This is a genomic window from [Clostridium] celerecrescens 18A (genome assembly GCF_002797975.1).
In the GTDB taxonomy this organism is placed as follows: domain Bacteria; phylum Bacillota; class Clostridia; order Lachnospirales; family Lachnospiraceae; genus Lacrimispora; species Lacrimispora celerecrescens.
In genome coordinates, this window is record NZ_PGET01000001.1 from 4,275,146 (window position 1) to 4,296,013 (window position 20,868).

The 20,868-nt window shown below is 40.8% G+C and carries 20 protein-coding genes; 12 read left to right on the plus strand and 8 right to left on the minus strand.

The window, feature by feature from the left end:
• Window positions 1-5: 5 nt before the first annotated feature.
• The 4 genes from H171_RS19460 to H171_RS19475 all read right to left on the minus strand — a co-directional run bounded on the left by H171_RS19460 (window position 6) and on the right by H171_RS19475 (window position 3,790).
• Window positions 6-851 carry a carbohydrate ABC transporter permease gene (locus H171_RS19460; RefSeq protein WP_100306599.1) on the minus strand — a complete coding sequence of 282 codons (846 nt, stop codon included), beginning with the start codon at window positions 849-851 and terminating at the stop codon, window positions 6-8.
• Window positions 852-853: 2 nt separating this feature from the next.
• Entirely contained in the window at window positions 854-1,804 is a 951-nt protein-coding gene (locus H171_RS19465; protein ID WP_207655241.1) for a carbohydrate ABC transporter permease, read from the minus strand.
• A gap of 179 nt (window positions 1,805-1,983) precedes the next feature.
• Window positions 1,984-2,838 (minus strand): helix-turn-helix domain-containing protein, encoded by an 855-nt coding sequence (locus H171_RS19470; RefSeq protein WP_100306600.1) that lies wholly within the window; start codon window positions 2,836-2,838, stop codon window positions 1,984-1,986.
• 76 nt (window positions 2,839-2,914) lie between these two features.
• Window positions 2,915-3,790, minus strand: coding sequence for a glycoside hydrolase family 43 protein (locus H171_RS19475; RefSeq protein WP_100306601.1), 876 nt, complete (start codon window positions 3,788-3,790; stop codon window positions 2,915-2,917).
• Window positions 3,791-4,147: 357 nt separating this feature from the next.
• On the opposite strand from H171_RS19475, the gene rpmH reads away from it, so the two are divergent.
• From rpmH to rsmG, 8 genes are all read left to right on the plus strand, one after another.
• Window positions 4,148-4,282, plus strand: coding sequence for a 50S ribosomal protein L34 (rpmH, locus tag H171_RS19480; protein ID WP_013274848.1), 135 nt, complete (start codon window positions 4,148-4,150; stop codon window positions 4,280-4,282).
• A 120-nt stretch (window positions 4,283-4,402) separates the two neighbouring features.
• Window positions 4,403-4,750 (plus strand): ribonuclease P protein component, encoded by a 348-nt coding sequence (gene rnpA, locus H171_RS19485; RefSeq protein ID WP_100306602.1) that lies wholly within the window; start codon window positions 4,403-4,405, stop codon window positions 4,748-4,750.
• A gap of 4 nt (window positions 4,751-4,754) precedes the next feature.
• Window positions 4,755-4,970: a membrane protein insertion efficiency factor YidD gene (yidD, locus tag H171_RS19490; RefSeq protein WP_100306603.1), complete on the plus strand. Its 216-nt coding sequence runs from the start codon at window positions 4,755-4,757 to the stop codon at window positions 4,968-4,970.
• A gap of 19 nt (window positions 4,971-4,989) precedes the next feature.
• A complete protein-coding gene (locus H171_RS19495; RefSeq protein WP_100306604.1) occupies window positions 4,990-6,270 on the plus strand; it encodes a YidC/Oxa1 family membrane protein insertase in 1,281 nt (426 codons plus the stop codon).
• 11 nt (window positions 6,271-6,281) lie between these two features.
• A complete protein-coding gene (gene jag, locus H171_RS19500; RefSeq protein WP_100306605.1) occupies window positions 6,282-6,947 on the plus strand; it encodes an RNA-binding cell elongation regulator Jag/EloR in 666 nt (221 codons plus the stop codon).
• Window positions 6,948-7,036: 89 nt separating this feature from the next.
• Window positions 7,037-8,416 (plus strand): tRNA uridine-5-carboxymethylaminomethyl(34) synthesis GTPase MnmE, encoded by a 1,380-nt coding sequence (mnmE, locus tag H171_RS19505; protein ID WP_100306606.1) that lies wholly within the window; start codon window positions 7,037-7,039, stop codon window positions 8,414-8,416.
• Window positions 8,417-8,510: 94 nt separating this feature from the next.
• Window positions 8,511-10,412 carry a tRNA uridine-5-carboxymethylaminomethyl(34) synthesis enzyme MnmG gene (gene mnmG, locus H171_RS19510; protein WP_100306607.1) on the plus strand — a complete coding sequence of 634 codons (1,902 nt, stop codon included), beginning with the start codon at window positions 8,511-8,513 and terminating at the stop codon, window positions 10,410-10,412.
• 10 nt (window positions 10,413-10,422) lie between these two features.
• Window positions 10,423-11,154: a 16S rRNA (guanine(527)-N(7))-methyltransferase RsmG gene (gene rsmG, locus H171_RS19515; RefSeq protein WP_100306608.1), complete on the plus strand. Its 732-nt coding sequence runs from the start codon at window positions 10,423-10,425 to the stop codon at window positions 11,152-11,154.
• A gap of 86 nt (window positions 11,155-11,240) precedes the next feature.
• On the opposite strand, the gene H171_RS19520 is transcribed toward rsmG, so the two are convergent.
• On the minus strand, window positions 11,241-12,188 hold the full coding sequence (locus tag H171_RS19520) for an alpha/beta fold hydrolase (protein WP_100306609.1): 948 nt from the start codon (window positions 12,186-12,188) through the stop codon (window positions 11,241-11,243).
• A 393-nt stretch (window positions 12,189-12,581) separates the two neighbouring features.
• Between H171_RS19520 and H171_RS19525 the strand changes: the two genes are divergently transcribed.
• Genes H171_RS19525 through H171_RS19535 form a run of 3 tightly spaced genes read left to right on the plus strand, consistent with a single transcriptional unit; the run spans window position 12,582 to window position 14,824 of the window.
• Entirely contained in the window at window positions 12,582-13,352 is a 771-nt protein-coding gene (locus H171_RS19525; protein ID WP_025230638.1) for a ParA family protein, read from the plus strand.
• A 2-nt stretch (window positions 13,353-13,354) separates the two neighbouring features.
• Window positions 13,355-14,293, plus strand: coding sequence for a ParB/RepB/Spo0J family partition protein (locus tag H171_RS19530; RefSeq protein WP_100306610.1), 939 nt, complete (start codon window positions 13,355-13,357; stop codon window positions 14,291-14,293).
• Window positions 14,294-14,317: 24 nt separating this feature from the next.
• On the plus strand, window positions 14,318-14,824 hold the full coding sequence (locus H171_RS19535; protein ID WP_100306611.1) for a DUF4446 family protein: 507 nt from the start codon (window positions 14,318-14,320) through the stop codon (window positions 14,822-14,824).
• A gap of 60 nt (window positions 14,825-14,884) precedes the next feature.
• Here the strand turns inward: H171_RS19535 and coaW are convergent, their stop codons facing one another.
• The gene (coaW, locus tag H171_RS19540; protein WP_100306612.1) at window positions 14,885-15,751 is read right to left on the minus strand and encodes a type II pantothenate kinase; all 867 of its coding nucleotides are present in this window, start codon (window positions 15,749-15,751) and stop codon (window positions 14,885-14,887) included.
• Window positions 15,752-16,383: 632 nt separating this feature from the next.
• Between coaW and adhE the strand changes: the two genes are divergently transcribed.
• Window positions 16,384-18,999 carry a bifunctional acetaldehyde-CoA/alcohol dehydrogenase gene (gene adhE / locus H171_RS19545; protein WP_100307594.1) on the plus strand — a complete coding sequence of 872 codons (2,616 nt, stop codon included), beginning with the start codon at window positions 16,384-16,386 and terminating at the stop codon, window positions 18,997-18,999.
• Between the two features lie 55 nt (window positions 19,000-19,054).
• On the opposite strand, the gene nudC is transcribed toward adhE, so the two are convergent.
• A complete protein-coding gene (gene nudC, locus H171_RS19550; protein ID WP_100306613.1) occupies window positions 19,055-19,900 on the minus strand; it encodes an NAD(+) diphosphatase in 846 nt (281 codons plus the stop codon).
• A gap of 176 nt (window positions 19,901-20,076) precedes the next feature.
• Window positions 20,077-20,655 (minus strand): biotin transporter BioY, encoded by a 579-nt coding sequence (locus tag H171_RS19555; protein WP_100306614.1) that lies wholly within the window; start codon window positions 20,653-20,655, stop codon window positions 20,077-20,079.
• Window positions 20,656-20,868 lie beyond the last annotated feature (213 nt).

Below are 20,868 nucleotides of genomic sequence, written 5' to 3' on the forward strand. Positions count from 1 at the left end.
TGGCATCAACCCTTGATTCCGGATGTAGCGATGCCCTGAACAAAATATTTTTGAAGGGAAAAGAATAAAATAAAGCTCGGCAGCATGGCCAGAGTGGACATGGCCAGTGCACCGCCCCAGTTTGATACGGCTCCCGCATCGCCTACAAAGGTTCTTAAGGCACGGGATACTGTGTAGCTTTCCGGAGACGTAAGGTAAAGAAGGTGATTGAAAAAATCGTCCCATGTCCAGAGGAAAGTAAAGAGTGCGGTAGTAACCATTGCCGGTCCTGCAAGAGGTATAACGATCCTGAAGAAGATACCTATCTTTCCGCAGCCGTCAATGATGGCGGCTTCATCCAGATCTTTTGGCAGTCCTCTTATAAACTGAACCAGCAGAAATACAAAAAATGCGTCAGTTGCTAAAAATTTGGGAACCAGAAGCGGCAGGTAAGTTCCGACCCAGCCGAAGGTGTTAAAAAGGATATAGCGGGGAACCAATGTAACATGTGCCGGGAGCATAAGAGTTATCATCATAATACCGAACCAGAAGTTTTTTCCGAAAAATTTAAGCCTTCCGAAAGCATAAGCCGCCATCGTACATGAAATTAAGTTTGCAGCCACTGCTGTTATGCACAAAAGCATGGAGTTTAAGAAAAATTTACCGAAAGAAATGCCGGCATATCCCTTCCAGCCGCTGATATAATTATTAGTGGTAATTGCTTTGGGAATCAGACCCGTGTCACTGAATATCATATTGTTAGGCTTAAAAGAACTGACGACCATCCAGATGACCGGATAAAGCATGGTAATTCCCAGTGTTATGATAAAAATATGTGTCAGTATGATATGAAGTTGTCTTCTTGCTTTCATAATTATTCTCCGTTTCCGTAGGAGACCCAAAGTTTTGACGACCCAAATATGACTGCCGTAAATGAACCGATAATAATCAGAAGTACCCACGCCATTGCACAGGCGTAACCCATTTCATGGTAAGTCCATCCTTGAAGATATAAATGCAGTGTATAAAAAAGCGTTGAGTTTAAGACGCCTCCTTTGCCGCCGCCGATGATGTATGCCTGAGTAAATGTCTGGAATGCCGAAATCATTTGCATGACAAGATTAAAAAGTATGACCGGCGTAAGAGATGGGATTGTTATTGAAAAAAACTGCTGGACTTTGCTGGCACCATCTACACTGGCTGCCTCATAGTAATCCATAGGAATCTGTTTTAAACCGGCCAGAAAGATAATCATGGATGAACCGAACTGCCATACCGTAAGCAGCACCAGAGTTCCCAGTGCATATTTGGGATTGGTGATCCAGCCTGGCAGATTCGTAAATCCAATGGATGAGAGAAGTCCGTTTATCAAACCTTCCTTTTCAAACAGCTTTCTCCACAAAACAGCTATGGCCACTGAACCGCCCAGCAGGGTGGGAATGTAATATACGGCACGGTAAAAAGATACGAAACGCAGTTTCTGATTCATCAGTACAGCCACAAGCAATGCGAAAATCAGCTTTAAGGGAACCGATGTGAATACATAGGTAAATGTTACTGATAATGATTTTAAATAGTATGGGTCGACCCTCATAATTTTGCCTGAACCTGCCGTAAAATCAGTGATGCCGAATAATGAACCAAACATTCTTATGTAATTTCCGAAGTCGATCCACTGGGCCGAATCAGGCTTTGTGAAATCGTAATCCGTAAAACTCATACGGAGCGACATGAACATAGGATAAACGGTCAATCCCAGAATACCTATGAGCCAGGGAAGCAGGAACATATAAGGGATAAAATTGTCCTGCCAGATTTTTTTCATCTTTTTCAATCCATCTAACCTCCTTTTTATGAAAAGATGTTTAAATTATACAATAATTAAATGATTAATTAGTTTTGTATGTACATATTTTACTATTAATAAAGAAATATCTCAATATCTACAGGGCAAAGCGCCAATACATCAAAAAATCCTCCTAATTTTCACTAAATTGACTGGACTTAAGTGGTTTTCCTGGATTTTCTGTATTGAAGAGGGGACATTCCTACGTATTTTTTGAAAACGCGGTCAAAGTAAGAAAGTCTTTCATAGCCTAATTTTTTGGATATGTCTTCAATGGACAGGGAATCATCTAAGATTAAGTTTCTGGCATGGTCGATTTTCTGAAGGTTAATAAATTCATTTACGGTAAAATTGGTGACTTCTTTAAAAATACGGCTTAAATAGCTTTTATCAAGATAAAATATACCTGCCAGATCTTCCAGGCCATAGATCTCAGAATAATGCTCCATGATATAATACATAATTTCCTTTACCTTAACATACCGCATCATTTTACCGCCCAGGGTATGATATTCATCCTGTCTGGTGCCTGCACCGTTTAAAATCATTATGATGATGGAAAAAAGCAGCTCTTTCACTTTTGCGGAAGCATAAGGTTTTTCTGCCTTCAAAACATCTTCCATTTTACGGAGCTTTTTTTCAATCATCTCCTGTTGCCTGGAATTCATTTGGAGAACGCCATGGAAATCATTGAAAAATCCCCTTAAGTCTAATTCCATGGTGTTACCTGCAGAAATCAACCATGTTTCTTCAATTTCTATTAATATCCGCTCGTGGTATTTTCCGCCGATCACATTGGTAAAAGGAATTCTCTTTTTATCAATAAAGGATAAGGTACCTTTTGACATCTTGAAGCTTTTATTGTTTGTATAGAAAAAGCGCTCTCCATCCAGGATATAATAAATCTGATATTCATTTTTATAAAATCCAATGGTTTCATCCAGATCACAGTCCCTGGATACGTGGCTGATTCCGATTCCATCGCATTTTCCTGCAAAAATTACTTCTTTCATAGTTCCTCTTTTCTGCCCATGGTTAATAGACAAAGCTTGTTCCGCTTTTTAAGGTGTAAAGGTATGTTGTAGAGTATTACATTTTCCTAACCCAAAGGGTATCGCATGTTTCTTCCAGTTTGTAAAAAACAGGATGCTCCTTTAAATGTTCATTCGGGGTATGCAGGGTAAGATAAAGTTCATCGGATAAGTTCTTAAATATCATTCCGTGACCTCCGTCTTTTTCAAACAGGAGTCTGTCATCCTGGGTCCAATTTCCTGTAATATCACCATTGTCGGAATAAGCCAGAGCCTCTGTATATCCTTCCTTTCCAAAGCTGGACCAGAGAAGGATTAAGCGGCCGCTTTTTGTCCGGTAGAGGAACGGGCCATCCGTTACATAATTTGTACCTGGTCTTTTATTTTTTACAGGAAGCACCCAGCCCTTTGCTTCAGAAGCGTGAAAAAGCAATATGGGTTCGGATACCGCCTTCTTTAGATCCTGGCTTAGCTCTACAGCACAGATGGAACCATCCGAAATCTGGACCCATTCATGGACAAAAACCATAAAGGGTTTTCCTTGCGAGTTTACATAAAATGTTCCATCAATGCATTCCCAGTCTTTTGGTGTGATCTGTTTTTCACTGTGCGGGATAAATGGACCTAAGGGATGATCTGCTTTCAAAATTGCAGTTCCTCCAAGGGATTGACTGTCTTTAAAGGTTGCGAACATATAATAGGAACCATTATGTTTATGGACCTCAGGAGCCCAGCAATTTAAATCGGCCCAAAAGTCTTCCGGCTTATGGAATACTTCGTAAGGCCCATTCCAGTTTTCTAAGTCATCGCTGATGTAACAGTCAAATCCTGTGGCAGATGTCCAGCATGTTAAAGCCCTTGTCCCATACATGTAATATTTCCCCTCGTCTACCAGTATAAAGGGGTCCCTGATATTGATTTTTTCAAGATTCATTGGCTAACCGTCCTTTCTAAAGCGCATTTTCACCCATATCTATCCATATATCAAATAGAAATATATTCCAATTTTATTATACTGTATAAATAGATTGATTAGTAGATTGAAAACGGACGTAATCGGATTTTCCCGTTATATGGGCAGGAGTGTCTGATATGCATCAGATCCGGTATCTGGAATGCCGCAAAAAAACGCCGGGGCAGTGTCGGTTTTAAATGAAAAAATACATTTTTCCCTTGACTAACCATCTTTTGTTCTATATAATTGAAACGATGTTTAATTAAGATAGTCTCAATATGTTTCATCATATTGCCTATGATAAACTATTGTAACAAGAGGAGGTGTCCGTAGATTATGAAGATGACGTTTCAGCCAAAGAAGAGACAGAGATCCAAAGTTCATGGTTTCAGAGCCAGAATGAGCACTCCAGGCGGAAGAAAAGTTTTAGCTGCCAGAAGAGCAAAAGGAAGAGCAAAATTATCAGCTTAATGGACCAGGCCGCAAGTAATTGTGGCCTTTTCTTTTCTCAAATTCCTGGGAAACAGGAAAATACCTTTCAGGTATACCTTTTTGTCCAAAAAGCGTGGACAGGAGATAGGAAAAAGTTTCATGAAACATTTTAATTCAATTAAGAAAAGCCGGGATTTTCAAGAAGTTTATCAAACCGGAAGATCCCTTGCCAACAGACTTCTTGTAATGTATGTTAGAAAAACGGACAGGCCTGAGACCAGAATCGGCATATCCGTCAGCAGGAAGGTAGGAAACAGCGTTGTAAGGCATCGCATAACCAGATTAATCAGAGAGAGTTTCAGGCTTCATGAGGAAATGGTAGAGGCAGGATTAGACATCGTAGTCGTTGTAAGATCAGCGGCAAAGGAAGAAAATTACAAAACAATCGAAAGTGCATATCTGCACTTGTGCGGACTTCATAACATTTTAAAAAAAGAATCGAAGTGATCTTATGATTAAGAAAGTCATGATTTTGTTGATCAGAGGGTATCAGAAGTTTCTTTCTCCTCTGAAAATAAGAACTCACTGCATTTACACGCCTACGTGTTCTCAATACGCCATTGAGGCGCTTACAAAGTATGGTGTGTTAAAAGGTACATTTTTGGCTTGCAAGAGGATACTTCGGTGTAATCCATTTGCAAAAGGCGGTTATGATCCAGTTCCGTAACAGATGAGGAGGTAGTTCATTGGAATTCTTAGTATTGACTAAGGTAGGAGGCATCTTGGGGCCGTTTGCGACCGTTCTGGGTATTATCATGGATTGGCTGTTTAAGCTGACCAGTACGTTTGGAATCCAGAATATTGGTTTGTGTATTATTTTATTTACTCTTGTAACAAAACTTCTTATGTTTCCGCTGACCTTAAAGCAGCAGAAATCATCAAAACTAATGAGCGTTATGCAGCCGGAAATTTCGGCGATTCAAGCAAAATATAAAGGAAAAACCGACCAGGAATCCATGAGAAGGCAGAACGTGGAAGTTCAGGCGGTTTATGAAAAATATGGAACTTCCATGACGGGCGGCTGTGTGCAGCTTGTCATCCAGATGCCCATTCTTTTCGCCCTGTATCAGGTTATCTACCATATTCCTGCCTATGTACAGAGCGTTAAAACGGTATTTGAGAATGTAGTGACAGCTGTAAATTCCCTTGGGGTGGATCATGTAGGGCTGCTGACACAGTTTGCCACAGACAATAAAATCAATGTATCAAGAATCGGAAGCCTTACAACAAGCAATGGGATGGTGGATTTCTTATATCAGTTAAATCCCAGCCAATGGAATTCTTTGCAGGAATTATTTCCTACCATTAAGGATACCATTGCTGTCAATGCAGCCCAGATTTCCCATATGAATTCCTTCCTGGGAATCAATCTGTCATCTACACCATCCAGCTTACTGTTTCCGCCAGGAGGCGGCTTCCATTTCAGTCTTGCTATTCTCATTCCGATTTTGGCAGGTCTCAGCCAGTGGTTCAGTACCAAGCTGATGACAGTAAACCAGCCTCAAAATGGAAATGATGAGGGCAATGCCATGGCTCAGTCCATGAAGAGCATGAATACGGTCATGCCGCTTATGTCTGTGTTTTTCTGCTTCACCTTTGCATCCGGTATTGGTATTTACTGGATTGCCTCCAGTGTGTTCCAGATCATCCAGCAGGTTGCGGTAAACCGCCATTTAAACTCAATTGATATGGATGAAATGATTAAGAGGAATGTTGAGAAGGCTAATAAAAAGCGTGCAAAGAAGGGGCTTCCTCCTCAGCATGTTGCCCAGAATGCTACCGCCAATTTAAAAAATCTCCAGGCTGCCAATGAAAAAGTGGAAGCTGAGAGTAATGCTAAAGCTGAGAAGACCAGGGAGCAGGTTAAGGCTTCCAACGATTATTATAACAGCGGAGCTTCAAATCCGGGCAGCATTGCATCAAAGGCGAGGATGGTCGAGAAGTACAACGAAAAGCACAGTAAATAGGAGGGTGACCTATGGATATGATTACAGTTTCAGCAAAAACCGTTGATGAAGCGATTACAAAGGCATTAATCGAATTAGGAACAACCAGTGATAAGCTGGAGTACGAGATTGTTGATAAGGGCAGTAATGGTATTCTGGGATTTATCGGTTCAAAGCCGGCTGTCATCCGTGCAAAAAAGAAAGAAACCATGGAAGATAAGGCTATGACCTTTCTATCCGATATGTTCGGCGCTATGAATTTAGGTGTCCATATGGAAGCTTCTTATCTGGAAAAGGAAAAAGAACTTTCCATTAACATGTCGGGAGACGACATGGGAATTTTAATAGGCAAAAGAGGACAGACCCTGGATTCCCTGCAATATCTGGTTAGCCTTGTTATTAATAAGGAAAACGAAGATTACATCAGGGTGAAACTTGATACGGAAAATTACAGGGAGCGGAGAAAGGAAACTCTGGAGACTCTTGCAAAAAATATCGCTTATAAAGTGAAGCGGACAAGACGTTCGGTTTCTTTAGAACCGATGAATCCTTATGAAAGAAGGATTATCCATTCCGCACTTCAAAATGACAAGTTTGTTGTTACCAGAAGTGAGGGAGAGGAACCATTCAGACATGTTGTTATTTCCTTAAAGAAGGATTATTCCAAAAAAGAACGGAATCAGGAAAAAGAGAGATAGGTAAATAGACAAATAACTATGAGGGGTTGGGGCTGTCGGAAGGCACCTCACCCCTTTTCTTAAACTGGAAGTTATTTAGGTGATTGAATATGAAAATGAATACAATAGCGGCTATCGCCACAGCCATGTCCAGTTCCGGTATCGGGATTATCAGGATAAGCGGCGAAGAGTCATTTCAGATTATAGATCGGATTTTTAAAGGAAAAGGAAAAAACGAGAAGAAGCTTTCAGAGGAGCCGTCACATACCATCCATTACGGTTATATCTTTGATGGGGATGAGGTTATCGATGAAGTTCTGGTTCTGATTATGAGAGGGCCAAGAAGCTTTACGGCAGAGGATACGGTTGAGATAGACTGCCATGGAGGAGTTCTTGTAACGAAGAGAATATTAGAAACCGTGTTAAAGTACGGTGCCATACCTGCGGAGCCTGGGGAATTTACCAAGAGGGCATTTTTAAATGGCAGAGTGGATCTATCCCAGGCAGAGGCTGTAATTGATGTGATCAATGCGAAAAATAATTATGCTTTAAAGTCCTCTGTCAGCCAGTTGGAGGGGGCTGTTTCTAAGAAAATAAAGGATATGAGGGATAAAATTATTTATCATATTGCTTTTATAGAATCAGCGCTTGATGATCCGGAACACATTTCTCTGGATGGGTACCAGGAGCGTCTTTTGCAGGCAATCAGGCCATTAAAAGAGGAACTGAATCTTCTAATTAGGTCAGCCGATAATGGAAGGGTTCTGTCAGAAGGCATTGAGACTGTTATTTTAGGAAAGCCAAATGCAGGAAAGTCCTCTCTTTTAAATGTTTTGGTTGGAGAGGAGCGGGCAATTGTCACAGATATTGCAGGAACTACCAGGGATACATTAAAGGAGCAGATCAGGCTGGAGGACTTAAGCCTTAATATCATTGATACGGCAGGAATCCGGAATACGGAGGATGTGGTTGAAAAGATTGGTGTTGAGAAGGCTAGAAGTGCAGCCAAGGAAGCGGATCTGATCATTTATGTGGTGGATGGGTCCTGTCCTCTTGATGAAAATGATAAGGAGATTTTAGAGTTTATAGAAGACCGGAAGGCAGTGGTCCTTTTAAATAAGACGGATCTCATTCCTGTTGTTACAGAGGACATGCTTAAAAAGAGAACCGGACATCGGGTGATTCCCATTTCCGCAAAGGAACGTCTGGGGATCGGGAATCTGGAAGATGAGATAAAGGCAATGTTCTATCAGGGTGAGATTGATTTTAATGATCAGGTTTATATTACGAATGTAAGGCATAAGAATGCACTTTTGGAAGCGCATAAGAGTCTTTCTATGGTGGAGCGGAGCGTGGAAGAGGAAATGCCGGAGGATTTTTATTCCATTGATTTAATGGATGCTTATGAACAGTTGGGAACCATCCTGGGAGAGTCGGTGGGAGATGATCTGGTTCAGGAGATATTCCGTAAGTTCTGTATGGGTAAGTAAAAAATATGCAGGGAATGTCTATTATGGAAGCAGGCCTTGCGGGTATTCTATATAAATACAGAAGGTATGGTAATAGATACGAAAGGAGAATGAAATGCAGCATTTAGAAGAGGCTTATGATGTCGTCATAGTCGGCGCAGGCCATGCCGGCTGTGAGGCGGCCCTTGCCTGTGCAAGGCTGGGCCTTGAGACAATTATGTTTACAGTCAGCGTGGACAGCATAGCGCTGATGCCATGTAACCCTAATATCGGCGGAAGCTCCAAAGGCCATCTGGTAAGGGAGCTTGATGCTTTAGGCGGTGAAATGGGTAAAAATATTGATAAAACGTTTATACAATCCAAAATGCTAAATCAGTCAAAAGGACCGGCAGTCCATTCCTTAAGGGCTCAGGCAGACAAACAGGAGTACTCCAGATCCATGAGAATGACCCTGGAAAATACGGATCATTTGACCATAAGGCAGGCGGAGGTTTCTGAAATAATGGTAGAGGATGGAACCCTCACAGGTGTCAAGACCTTTTCCGGGGCAGTATACCGCTGTAAAGCGGCCATACTGGCTACGGGAACCTATTTAAAAGCAAGGTGCATCTATGGCGATGTAAGCGAGTATACAGGCCCTAACGGCCTTAAGGCAGCCAATCATCTGACGGATTCCCTAAAGGAGCATGGAATCGAGATGCTGCGTTTTAAGACGGGTACACCTGCCAGAGTGGATAAGAAAAGCATTGATTTTTCCAGGATGGAAGAGCAGCTGGGAGATGAGAAAGTAGTGCCCTTTTCCTTTTCTACTGATAAGGAAACGTTACAAAAGGAACAGATATCCTGCTGGCTTACTTACACCAATGAAAAGACCCATGAGATCATTCGGGAAAATTTAGACCGTTCTCCTTTGTATTCAGGCGCCATCGAAGGCACTGGACCAAGATATTGCCCATCCATAGAGGATAAGGTAGTAAAATTCCCGGATAAGGACCGCCATCAGGTCTTTGTAGAGCCGGAGGGTCTTTATACTAATGAAATGTACTTAGGCGGCATGTCTAGTTCTCTGCCTGAGGATGTTCAGTATGCCATGTACCGGACAGTTCCTGGGTTAGAGAAGGTGAAAATCGTCAGAAATGCCTATGCCATTGAATATGACTGCATCAATTCCATACAGCTTAAATCAACCTTGGAAACTCTGCCAATCAACGGATTGTATTGCGGCGGACAGTTTAACGGAAGTTCCGGATATGAGGAAGCGGCAGTCCAGGGATTTATGGCCGGTGTAAATGCAGCCATGAAAATACTGGGGAGAGAGCAGATCGTGCTGGATCGCTCCCAGGCTTATATCGGGGTTCTGATTGACGATCTTGTTACAAAGGAAAATCATGAGCCGTACCGTATGATGACTTCAAGGGCAGAATACAGGCTGTTGCTGCGTCAGGACAATGCAGATATCCGTCTAATGGGAATTGGCCATGACATTGGGTTAATCAGTGATGAACAGTATGAGAAGCTGCTTTTAAAGGAACGGATGATTGAGGAAGAAATCAGGCGTTTGGAAACCACTAATATAGGAGCATCCAAAGAAGTACAGGAATTCCTTGAGGAAAACGGAAGTACTCCTTTAAAGACCGGTACAACCCTGGCTGAGCTGGTGAGACGACCTGAACTTGATTATATTATGTTAACTAAAATAGATAAGAACAGGACTGCTCTTTCTGACGATGTGATAGAACAGGTCAATATTAATATTAAATACGATGGATATATCCGCAGACAGAGACAGCAGGTAATTCAGTATAAAAAGCTGGAGAATAAAAAGCTGGATGTGGAATTTGAATATTCCACGGTTAAGGGGCTTCGAAGAGAGGCCATCCAGAAACTGAATCTATATAAGCCCATGTCCATTGGACAGGCATCCAGAATATCCGGTGTGTCTCCGGCAGATATATCTGTTTTGCTTGTTTTTCTGGAACAGCTTCGTTATCAGAAGAGCCTGGAAAAGAAAGAATGAGGAATTTTATATGACAGAAGCATTTGAAGAAAGTCTCCGGAAAGAATTGAATTTATTATCTATTGAATTAAAAGAAAATCAAATAAATCAATTTTATGATTATTTTCAATTATTAGTAGAGTGGAATAAATTTATGAATTTAACTGCAATTACAGAAATGGATGAAGTGATTACAAAACATTTCGTGGATAGCTTATCCCTGATAAAAGCAGTAGAGGAGATTGAAACAAAAGATTATAGGATCATTGACGTGGGAACGGGAGCTGGATTTCCTGGAATACCCTTAAAGATCGCATTTCCTGAATTAAGGATAACATTAATGGATTCCTTGAATAAAAGGATAAATTTTTTAAATGAAGGGATCAGTCGTTTGGGTCTTGAAAAAATAGAAGCCATCCACGGGAGAGCGGAAGACCTGGGAAGAGATCCTCTTCATCGGGAGCAGTATGATCTCTGCGTTTCCAGAGCAGTTGCTAATCTTAGCACATTATCTGAATACTGCATGCCTTTTGCAAAGGTTGGAGGGTATTTTATTCCATATAAGTCCGGAAAGATAGAGGAAGAGCTGGGAGCGGCAAAGCATGCCATATTTTTATTAGGTGGAAGTGTAAAAGAAGTAAACACCTTTTTATTGCCAGGAACTGACGTGGAACGATCATTGGTTAAAATAGCCAAGAATAATGGCACCTCTAAGAAATATCCAAGAAAAGCAGGTTTACCATCAAAGGAACCGTTAAAATAAAATGTTTCACGTGAAACATCCAAGAGTATTATTTCTGCATAGATGCAGTGGATGTTTCACGTGAAACATTATTTTTATTCCATTAGTTATACAAAGAACATCTGAATGGCACGATATAGTTCAGATGGATTTTCTAATTGAGGAAGGTATTTGGAGTTACTAACCAGAGAACTTTCAATGGCAGGATTATATATCTGATATTCCCGAATCATCTCGTTGATATTTTCCATTTCATATCCCCCTATGATATAGATGCTATGATTGATTTTCTTTAAGGCATTAACAATGTTGCATTTAGTATAATTACATCTTACACTGGCATATAAGGATTTGGGAGAATCGCCCAGATGGGCTGATTCATAATAAGCATCAACCAGTGAGGTATTAACGGAATAAGGATTACAAAAATTATTGGAAAATTCCTCCATAATTGCCTGTTTGCTGGTAGCAATGTGATAGAGCAGTGTCCCTAATATAGGCAAGTCCAAAATAAATTTATAAACTCTTCCGTGCTTGTTTGGAATCTGGCTGCATGTCAGTAAGGAATCAGGATTAATCAACATGATCTGATTAAATAATTCCGGCGACTGATTACAGGCCATAACAGCAAGGGGTGAGGAGGAGCCGGATGCAATGACATTGGTACGATGTCCAATTTCTGATTTGATAAAGTCAGAGATCAACTGAACATAAAGATAATTGGTATAAGTCAGATCCGGTTTTTCAGAGCGTCCACATCCAAGAAGATCTAACGTATATACGGTATACTCTTCTTTTAAATGATTTACCATCTGATTCCATTCATATCCGCTGGAACAAGCCGTTAGATCATGAATGAGTAAGAGCGGCTTTCCTGTTCCAGTTTTAGTATAATGAATATTGCCAAAGCGCCATTTATAGCAAAGGGATTTTGAATCAGATAATATGTTTTTGGAGGTGGCGGAATATTTAATACATTTATTAATGACAGCAGTGGTGACAGCTGTACTGGCTGATAAAATAAGCAAGGTCAATAATTTGTTCTTTGTTTTCATACTTTACCTCCTGAAATAGGTTAATCTTTTCTTATTATAATATAATCAATATGGACTTACAACGTCTAACATATTAATTTATTCTTAAAACTTGGAAAAACATAACAAATATGTGCAATAAGACTGGTAAAATGTTTCACGTGAAACATTTTTTATAAATTATAGATTTTTTTTACAGGAAACCATAGGAAAAAAAAATAAAGTATGCTATACTCTACATTGAACTGTAATTTCCGAATGTTGTAACAGGAAAAGGTTGAAAAAGAACATCTTTCAACCTTTCATTTATGAATAACGCGCCCCGCTTTACCGGGCACAGTGCACCTTGCTTTAACGGGTGTTAACTGGATAAATAAGCACATCCGATCGGTTCATTAGGAGGCAAAATTAAAAATGGGAAGAATCATTGCGATAGCAAACCAGAAGGGCGGAGTTGGTAAAACGACTACCGCGATTAATTTATCTGCTTGTCTGGCGGAATCAAGACAGCGGGTATTGGCTGTGGATTTTGATCCACAGGGAAACGAGACCAGCGGACTGGGAATCGAAAAAAGTTCCATTGAGCGAACGGTATACGATCTACTGGTAGGAGAGTGTGAAATTGAAGAATGTTTGATTACCAATGTTCAGGAAAACTTGGATCTACTTCCTTCTAATGTGGATTTAGCGGGAGCGGAAATCGAATTATTGGAAATTGAGAACAAGGAAACACTCCTCAAAACATATCTTGAAAAAATCAAGAATCACTATGATTTTATTATCATAGATTGTCCTCCGTCATTGAATCTATTGACAATTAATGCCTTAACAGCTGCAAACACCGTATTGGTACCAATTCAATGTGAATATTACGCGTTAGAGGGCTTAAGCCAGGTACTGAAAACGGTAAATCTGGTAAAAAAGAAACTGAATCCTGCTCTTGAAATGGAAGGTGTGGTTTTTACCATGTATGATGCCAGGACAAATCTGTCTCTGGAGGTTGTTGAGAGCGTTAAAAATAATTTAAACCAGAATATCTATAAAACCATTATACCCAGAAATGTCAGATTGGCAGAGGCTCCCAGCCATGGAATGCCGATTAATTTATATGATTCCAGATCAGCGGGAGCGGAGAGCTACCGGTTGCTGGCGGCAGAAGTAATAAGCAGAGGAGAAGAGATATAATTATGGCAAAGAGAACGGGTTTAGGAAAAGGTCTTGGAGCAATTTTCGGAGATGAAGTAATGGAGTCTGCGGCAGAGGAACAGGAAAAGAAAAATCATCCAAAACCGGAGCAGACTAACACAAAAGCAGAAAAAGAGGAAGCGGAAATCGGAAAAGAGATGTTCCTTAAATTATCTTCCATTGAACCAAACCATAATCAGCCTAGAATGGAATTTCGGGAGGAATCCCTCATGGAATTGGCGGAATCCATGAAAGAGTATGGTGTTTTACAGCCGCTTTTAGTACAGAAAAAAGGGGATTTCTATGAAATCATCGCTGGTGAACGCAGATGGAGGGCAGCAAAACTGGCAGGTTTGAAAGAAGTACCTGTGGTAATACGGGAATATACGAAGCAGCAGTCAATGGAAATTGCATTGATTGAAAATGTTCAGAGAGAAGATCTAAATCCCATTGAGGAAGCTAAGGCTTATCAAAAGCTAATGCAGGAATTTGGATTAAAGCAGGAAGAGATCGCAGCGCGGGTGGCCAAAAACAGAGTAACAATAACCAACAGCATGCGTTTATTAAAGCTGGAGAAAAGAGTCCAGGATATGCTTATTCAAAACCAGATCACAGGTGGACATGCCAGGGCGCTTCTGGCTGTTGATGATCCAGAATTGCAATTTCAGATTGCAGGAAGAATCGTCGCTGAAAATCTCAGCGTCCGTGAGGTGGAAAAACTTGTTAAATCCATATCAAAGAAAAAGGAACCAAAAGAAAAAAAGGAAGAGGATGAGAGCATTTTCCTGATTTTCAGAGAACTGGAAGACCGGATGAAAACTGCTATGGGAACCAAGGTAAGCATCAATCGGAAAGACAGTAATAAAGGAAGAGTGGAAATAGAGTACTATTCTGAGGCAGAATTGGAAAGAATAGTAGAGTTGATAGAATCCATAAGATAACATCATGGAAGCGAGGACGAAAGAATGGACAACAGTATATTAAATCAGTTGCCGGTTGACCCTGCTTTTTTAATCATTGGATTAGCTGTAATTACCATGATATTACTGATCGTTGTAATCATATGTCTGGTTCAGATGAGAAAGCTGTATCGCAGATACGACTATTTTATGAGGGGGAAGGATGCAGAAACCCTGGAAGAGATAATTATGGAGCAGATGGAAGATATTGCGGAATTAAAAGCAGAAGACCGCGCAAATAAGGATTCTCTTCGAAATACCAATAAGAATTACAGAAGTGCTCTTCAGAAATTCGGACTTGTAAAATACAATGCGTTTAAAGGCATGGGCGGAAACTTAAGTTTTGCAATGGCAATCCTCGATTATACAAATTCCGGTTTTGTTTTGAATTCTGTTCATAGCCGGGAAGGGTGCTATGTTTACATCAAGGAAGTGGAAAGAGGAGAAACAGATGTTTTGCTTGGAAGCGAAGAAAAGGATGCTTTGGAGCAGGCATTGGGATATCATTCATAAAAAAACCAGGTACGGCAAAAGCTGTACCTGGTTTTTTGTAAATTTAGGTTTACAATAATTCTATAAAGGATTATTATCGGATGGATATAATATCTGTCTCATTTCCATATGGCGTTCCTCTGTAAGGGCTGCTCCGATGGCGGTACCGTATTCTGCCTGATCCGGTATAATGAAATGGACCTGGAACATTGTCTCAAGAGATTGAAAGATGCCTTTGCACTGAGGGAATTTTGCAAGATTCCCAGTCATGACAAAATTGTTGATGTTGCTGTTTAAGGAAGATAAAATAGCAGATTTTCCAATCACCTGAAGTACCATATTAATGATTCCTGCAGCGATATCCTCGTCTGATACAAGGTTGCGTACCTTGCCGAAATTAGAGGCTGTGGCAGAAAGAGGAAGGCCTGGAAGGGGCTTTTTTGAGATATCCTGTATCTGTAGGTCAATGTTGCTTATATTTCCCCTGCTTGCCAGCTCCATGATCTGAGTGATATCCTGGGTTTTTAGAAGAAGGCTTGAAAGGCCGAGGATGGTTCCGCCTCCAATTCCGATTCCTCCGGTATGGACAATTTTATCTCCGTTTACCTGGACAAGAGAGGTTCCTGTTCCCATGCTCACGACGATTAAGTCATTTAATCCCGTAAAGTATTGTCCTCCCAGACCGTTGCAGGTGAACTCGTCTACCTTATAAGTAGGAATTCCATATAAAGGCTGGTCTACGTATGCGCTGCCAACCCCTGTGATCATAATCTTTTCAATTTCATTCAACTGGATGTTGTTTTCATAGATGAATTTTCCAAGTGCTCCAAACAGAGATGCAATTGGGTTATCAGCTTTAACAAAAGTAGGAATTTTTAATTTATTATTTTGAAATCCTACAATTTTAGTGGTACTTCCTCCAAGATCAATTCCAATTGTAATTTTCATAATTTTTAAATCCTCTTATTCTTATATATAAAAAATATAATCGTACCTATAAAAAAGTTATACTTAAGGTAACATAATAATATTACGCCTCAGATAACCTTGCCGTTCAAGGCTTACTATATCATACATGATGCGCATTGCCAAGTTTTTAAATCCGTCCAAAGTCCTTATTTCATTCTTTTTTCTCAGAGTAAACCAGGAAATAAATGCTCAGAATATAACTTATCAGAAAACGCTTTTCAGATTTCTGATAAAAGGCAGTGTTTTACTGCCGTGCATCCGATTGTAAAAACTTTTTTGTTTTTACAATATAAAATATATGAGCTTGCAGTGCAGGGGAAGATAAAAGGACTACTTTATAGCTGTCCATCTATTATCAGGTGTGTTTTTTGTTTCCGACAGCATGTTTTATAAGAAAAAGAGCAGAGTGCTCAGGAGAGATATTATGTTAAAGTCAAAATAGAAGATTTGAATAAAAATTAGCTTGAACCTTGTATTTTTTTGTAAAATATAACATTGACAAAAAAATAACAATGGCATATAATGAAGTTACGATAGATCGTTAAAAAAATATCGATATAAAAATATCTATATAACAATTTAACCTATTTAAAAATTGGAGGAAAATCATGATGGCAAAGAAAGAAGAACAGGTAAGAATTCCTGATATCATTGATAGTGTAGATGCCCTGATTGCAAAGATGGAAGCCATGAGAGAGGCTCAGAGAGTATTTGCTTCCTTCACCCAGGAACAGGTGGATAAGATCTTTTATGAAGCAGCAAGCGCTGCCAATAAGTTAAGAATTCCTCTGGCAAAAATGGCTGTAGAAGAAACCGGCATGGGTGTTGTGGAAGATAAGGTCATTAAGAACAACTATGCTGCAGAATATATTTTTAACACATATAAGGACACCAAGACCTGCGGTGTGATCGAAGAAGATAAGGCATATGGCATTAAGAAAATAGCAGAGCCGATTGGTCTGGTTGCGGCAGTTATCCCTACCACAAACCCAACTTCAACTGCTATCTTTAAGACACTGATCAGCTTAAAGACCAGAAATGCTATCATGATTTCCCCTCATCCCCGTGCAAAGAATTCTACCATTGCGGCTGCAAAGGTGGTTCTTGATGCAGCTGTCAAAGCCGGCGCACCGGAAGGGATCATAGGATGGATCGACGTTCCTTCTCTGGAACTGACCAATGAGGTCATGAGAAGCGCAGATATCATTCTGGCAACCGGCGGCCCTGGAATGGTGAAGGCTGCATATTCATCCGGTAAACCAGCCCTTGGGGTCGGCGCAGGCAATACCCCTGTAATTATTGATGATACGGCAGATATTAAGATGGCAGTCAGCTCCATCATTCATTCCAAGACCTTTGATAATGGCATGATCTGTGCTTCCGAACAGTCTGTAACGGTACTTGAACCTATCTATGATGCAGTTAAAAAAGAGTTTGCAGCAAGAGGATGCTATTTCCTGAAGGAAGATGAACTGAATAAAGTTCGTAAGACCATTATTATCAACGGAGCTTTAAATGCCAAGATCGTAGGCCAGAAAGCCCACACCATTGCAAAGCTTGCAGGCGTGGAAGTTCCTGAATCCGCAAAAATCCTGATCGGTGAAGTTGAGAGCGTTAATATTGAAGAAGAATTTGCACATGAGAAGCTGTCACCGGTTCTGGCTATGTATAAGGCTAAAACCTTTGATGAAGCCATTGAGAAGGCAGAACAGCTGGTTGCTGACGGCGGTTACGGACATACCTCTTCTCTCTATATCAATGTAAATGAAAAAGAGAAAATGGATAAGCATGCAGCGGCTATGAAGACCTGCCGTATACTTGTGAATACCCCATCTTCTCACGGCGGTATCGGCGATATTTACAACTTCAAGCTTCAGCCATCCCTGACTCTGGGCTGTGGTTCCTGGGGCGGAAACTCTGTTTCTGAAAACGTTGGGGTAAAGCATTTGCTGAATATTAAGACCGTTGCTGAGAGGAGAGAGAACATGCTGTGGTTCAGAAATCCGGAAAAGGTTTACTTTAAAAAAGGTTGTATGCCTGTCGCGCTTAGCGAATTAAAGGATGTATATAACAAAAAGAGAGCATTCATAGTAACAGACTCCTTCCTTTACATGAACGGTTATACCAAACCGATTACAGATAAATTAGATGAAATGGGCATTGTTTATACCGTATTCTCTGATGTCCAGCCAGACCCGACCCTTGCAAATGCCCAGGCAGGAGCAGCGGCTATGAAGGCATTCCAGCCGGATACCATTATCGCCTTAGGTGGTGGTTCAGCCATGGACGCAGCTAAGATCATGTGGGTAATGTATGAGCATCCTGAGGTGGATTTCCAGGATATGGCCATGCGCTTTATGGATATCCGTAAGAGAGTCTATACATTCCCTAAGATGGGTGAAAAGGCTTACTTCGTAGCAATCCCAACTTCTTCCGGTACTGGTTCTGAGGTAACCTCTTTTGCGGTTATTACGGATCAGGAAACAGGGGTGAAATATCCGCTTGCAGACTATGAATTAATGCCGAATATGGCTATCGTTGATGCAGACAATATGATGAGCCAGCCTAAGGGCCTTACAAGTGCTTCTGGTATTGACGTTATGACTCATGCATTGGAGGCTTATGCTTCTATCATGGCTTCTGATTATACCGATGGTCTTGCACTTAAATCAATGAAAAATGTATTTAACTATCTGCCTATCGCATACAATGACGGAACCAATGTAGAGGCCAGATGTAAGATGGCAGATGCTTCCTGCATGGCCGGTATGGCATTTAATAACGCATTCTTAGGTGTTTGCCATTCCATGGCTCATAAATTAGGAGCTTATCATCACCTTCCACATGGTGTAGCAAATGCCTTACTGATCACCTTGGTTATGGAATTCAATGCTTGTGAAGTTCCAACGAAGATGGGAACCTTCCCACAGTATGAGTATCCTCATACCCTTGCTAGATATGCAGAGTGTGCACGTTTCTGTGGTATCGAAGGTAAGGATGATGCAGATCTGCTTAAGAAATTCATTGTTAAGATTGAAGAATTAAAGAAGGCAGTAGGAATTAAGGCAACCATTAAGGAATACGGAATAGATGAGAAGCACTTCCTGGAGACTCTGGATGAAATGGTTGAGAATGCATTTGACGACCAGTGTACAGGTGCAAACCCGAGATATCCTCTTATGAGTGAAATCAAGGAAATGTATTTAAAGGCTTACTATGGTAAATAAGTTTCAATAGGTGGCAAAAGGCCGTACCCGAATTTCGGGGCGGCCTTTTGATTTTTTATTTTATGACCTTTCCATTTTTGAAAAGAAGAATCATTTCATGGGTCAGGCTTAAATTAGTGAAATCATCAGGGATATCCTCAGGAGCCATCCAGTCGGCTGTGGATAATTCTGTTTCATCCAGGCGGACCTGTGGAGAACCATCCAGCTCAGCCCAGTATCCGACTAAAATGGAATCGCTGAATCCCCATGGCTGGTTTTTATAATAGCGGATATTTTTGACCCGGAGCCCTACTTCCTCCATCACTTCCCGGTTTACCGTTTCTTCCAGGGTTTCTCCGAATTCTGTATAACCTGCAATCAGGGCGTACCGGGTATATTCCCTTCCGGCATACTTAGTCAGCAGAAGCTTTCCGTTGTACGTGACAGCAACAATGACGGCTGGAGCAATCTTTGGGTAAACGGTATTGCCGCAGGAGGAACAGACCATGGATCTTTCTTTTTTACTTTTCATCATAGGAGAGCCACAGCAGCCGCAGAACCGGTTGGAGCCGTAAAACCGGTGCAGCTGTCCTGCGGAAATAGCCGCAAAGGACACCCACATAGGCTTTAGATCCCTTATGATGCCTGTTTCATAAAAGTTAAGTGAATCTGTTTCTGTCAGGGTAACTGCTGTTTCATCTATAAGAAAAAAATCCATATGGTCAATGGAAAAAAGATAGTCAGAGCAGGACATGGCATCCTTGCTCTGGCTTTTTAAATCTTCAAACTGAGGGATTCTTTTGGAAGTCCTGTGATTAAGAAGGAGACTGCCATCCTGGAAATAAAGAAAATAACTGTCCATGCCAGGTGTTTTTATATGAAATTCGTTATGGAAAACATGGGGGAAAATATCCTGAATCATCTGTGAGTAACACCGTTCAGTAAGCCGAATGGAAACTGAACTTCCTTTCTGAATATTTGTGTTGGGGCATTGTAACTATTTTAAGTTTCAAAAGGTTTCCTGTCAAGACATAAGGAAATGTTAACGCTGAAAAGCCGGCGCTTTTATAGGCGCCGGCCGGTCAGGAATCTTTTTCATTACCGTGATACAGCTTTTCGAATAGGAATTCCGGTGATAACAGCAATAACTGTAAGTATAATGTCCTTTGGAACAAATGCCACTATGGAATAGGAAAATACGGCTGATACCGACATATCTCCGGATAATGCAGCCCATTGAAGGCCTCCGATGGCTTCATCAATGAGAGTTCCAAGAATCGGAAGGAGAAATATAAGGATTGTGTTTAGAAGCTTGCTGCCGGTTTTCGGCCTGATGCCGCAGAGGAGTACCATAATAAGCCAGCCCCATTTGTATCCCCCCGTAAGATCCAGCAAGAATTGGATGCCTCCCCGGAAGTTTGAAAAGACCGGCAGGCCTACAGCGCCTAAGAGGATGTAAATCAGAGTTGCTAAAAAGCCTAGTTTCCATCCTAACACGGTTCCTATAAGTGCCACTCCAAAGATCTGGATGGTTATGGGAACACCTGTTGGCATAGGGATAGATAATTGGGATATTACGGCAAGAACAGCCGCGAACATCCCGGCCAGGACCAGTTCCTTTGTGGTTATCCGATTTGCGGATGAGCTCTTTGTTTGAAACGATTTTGCTGTATTCATAAGATCATGCTCCCTTATCTGGTATAAAATTCTATTGGCATGGTAACACATGCTGGATCAATTGTCAACCATTAATTAATTATAGGTTAACAATTAAAAACGGTTACAAGAATTTTTTTTCAAAACTAAGATAATATAACCAAATTGTAACCAACGGTCTATATACTGAATAAATAGAAAATACAGCTTTTGGCTTATCTATAGATTTTAACA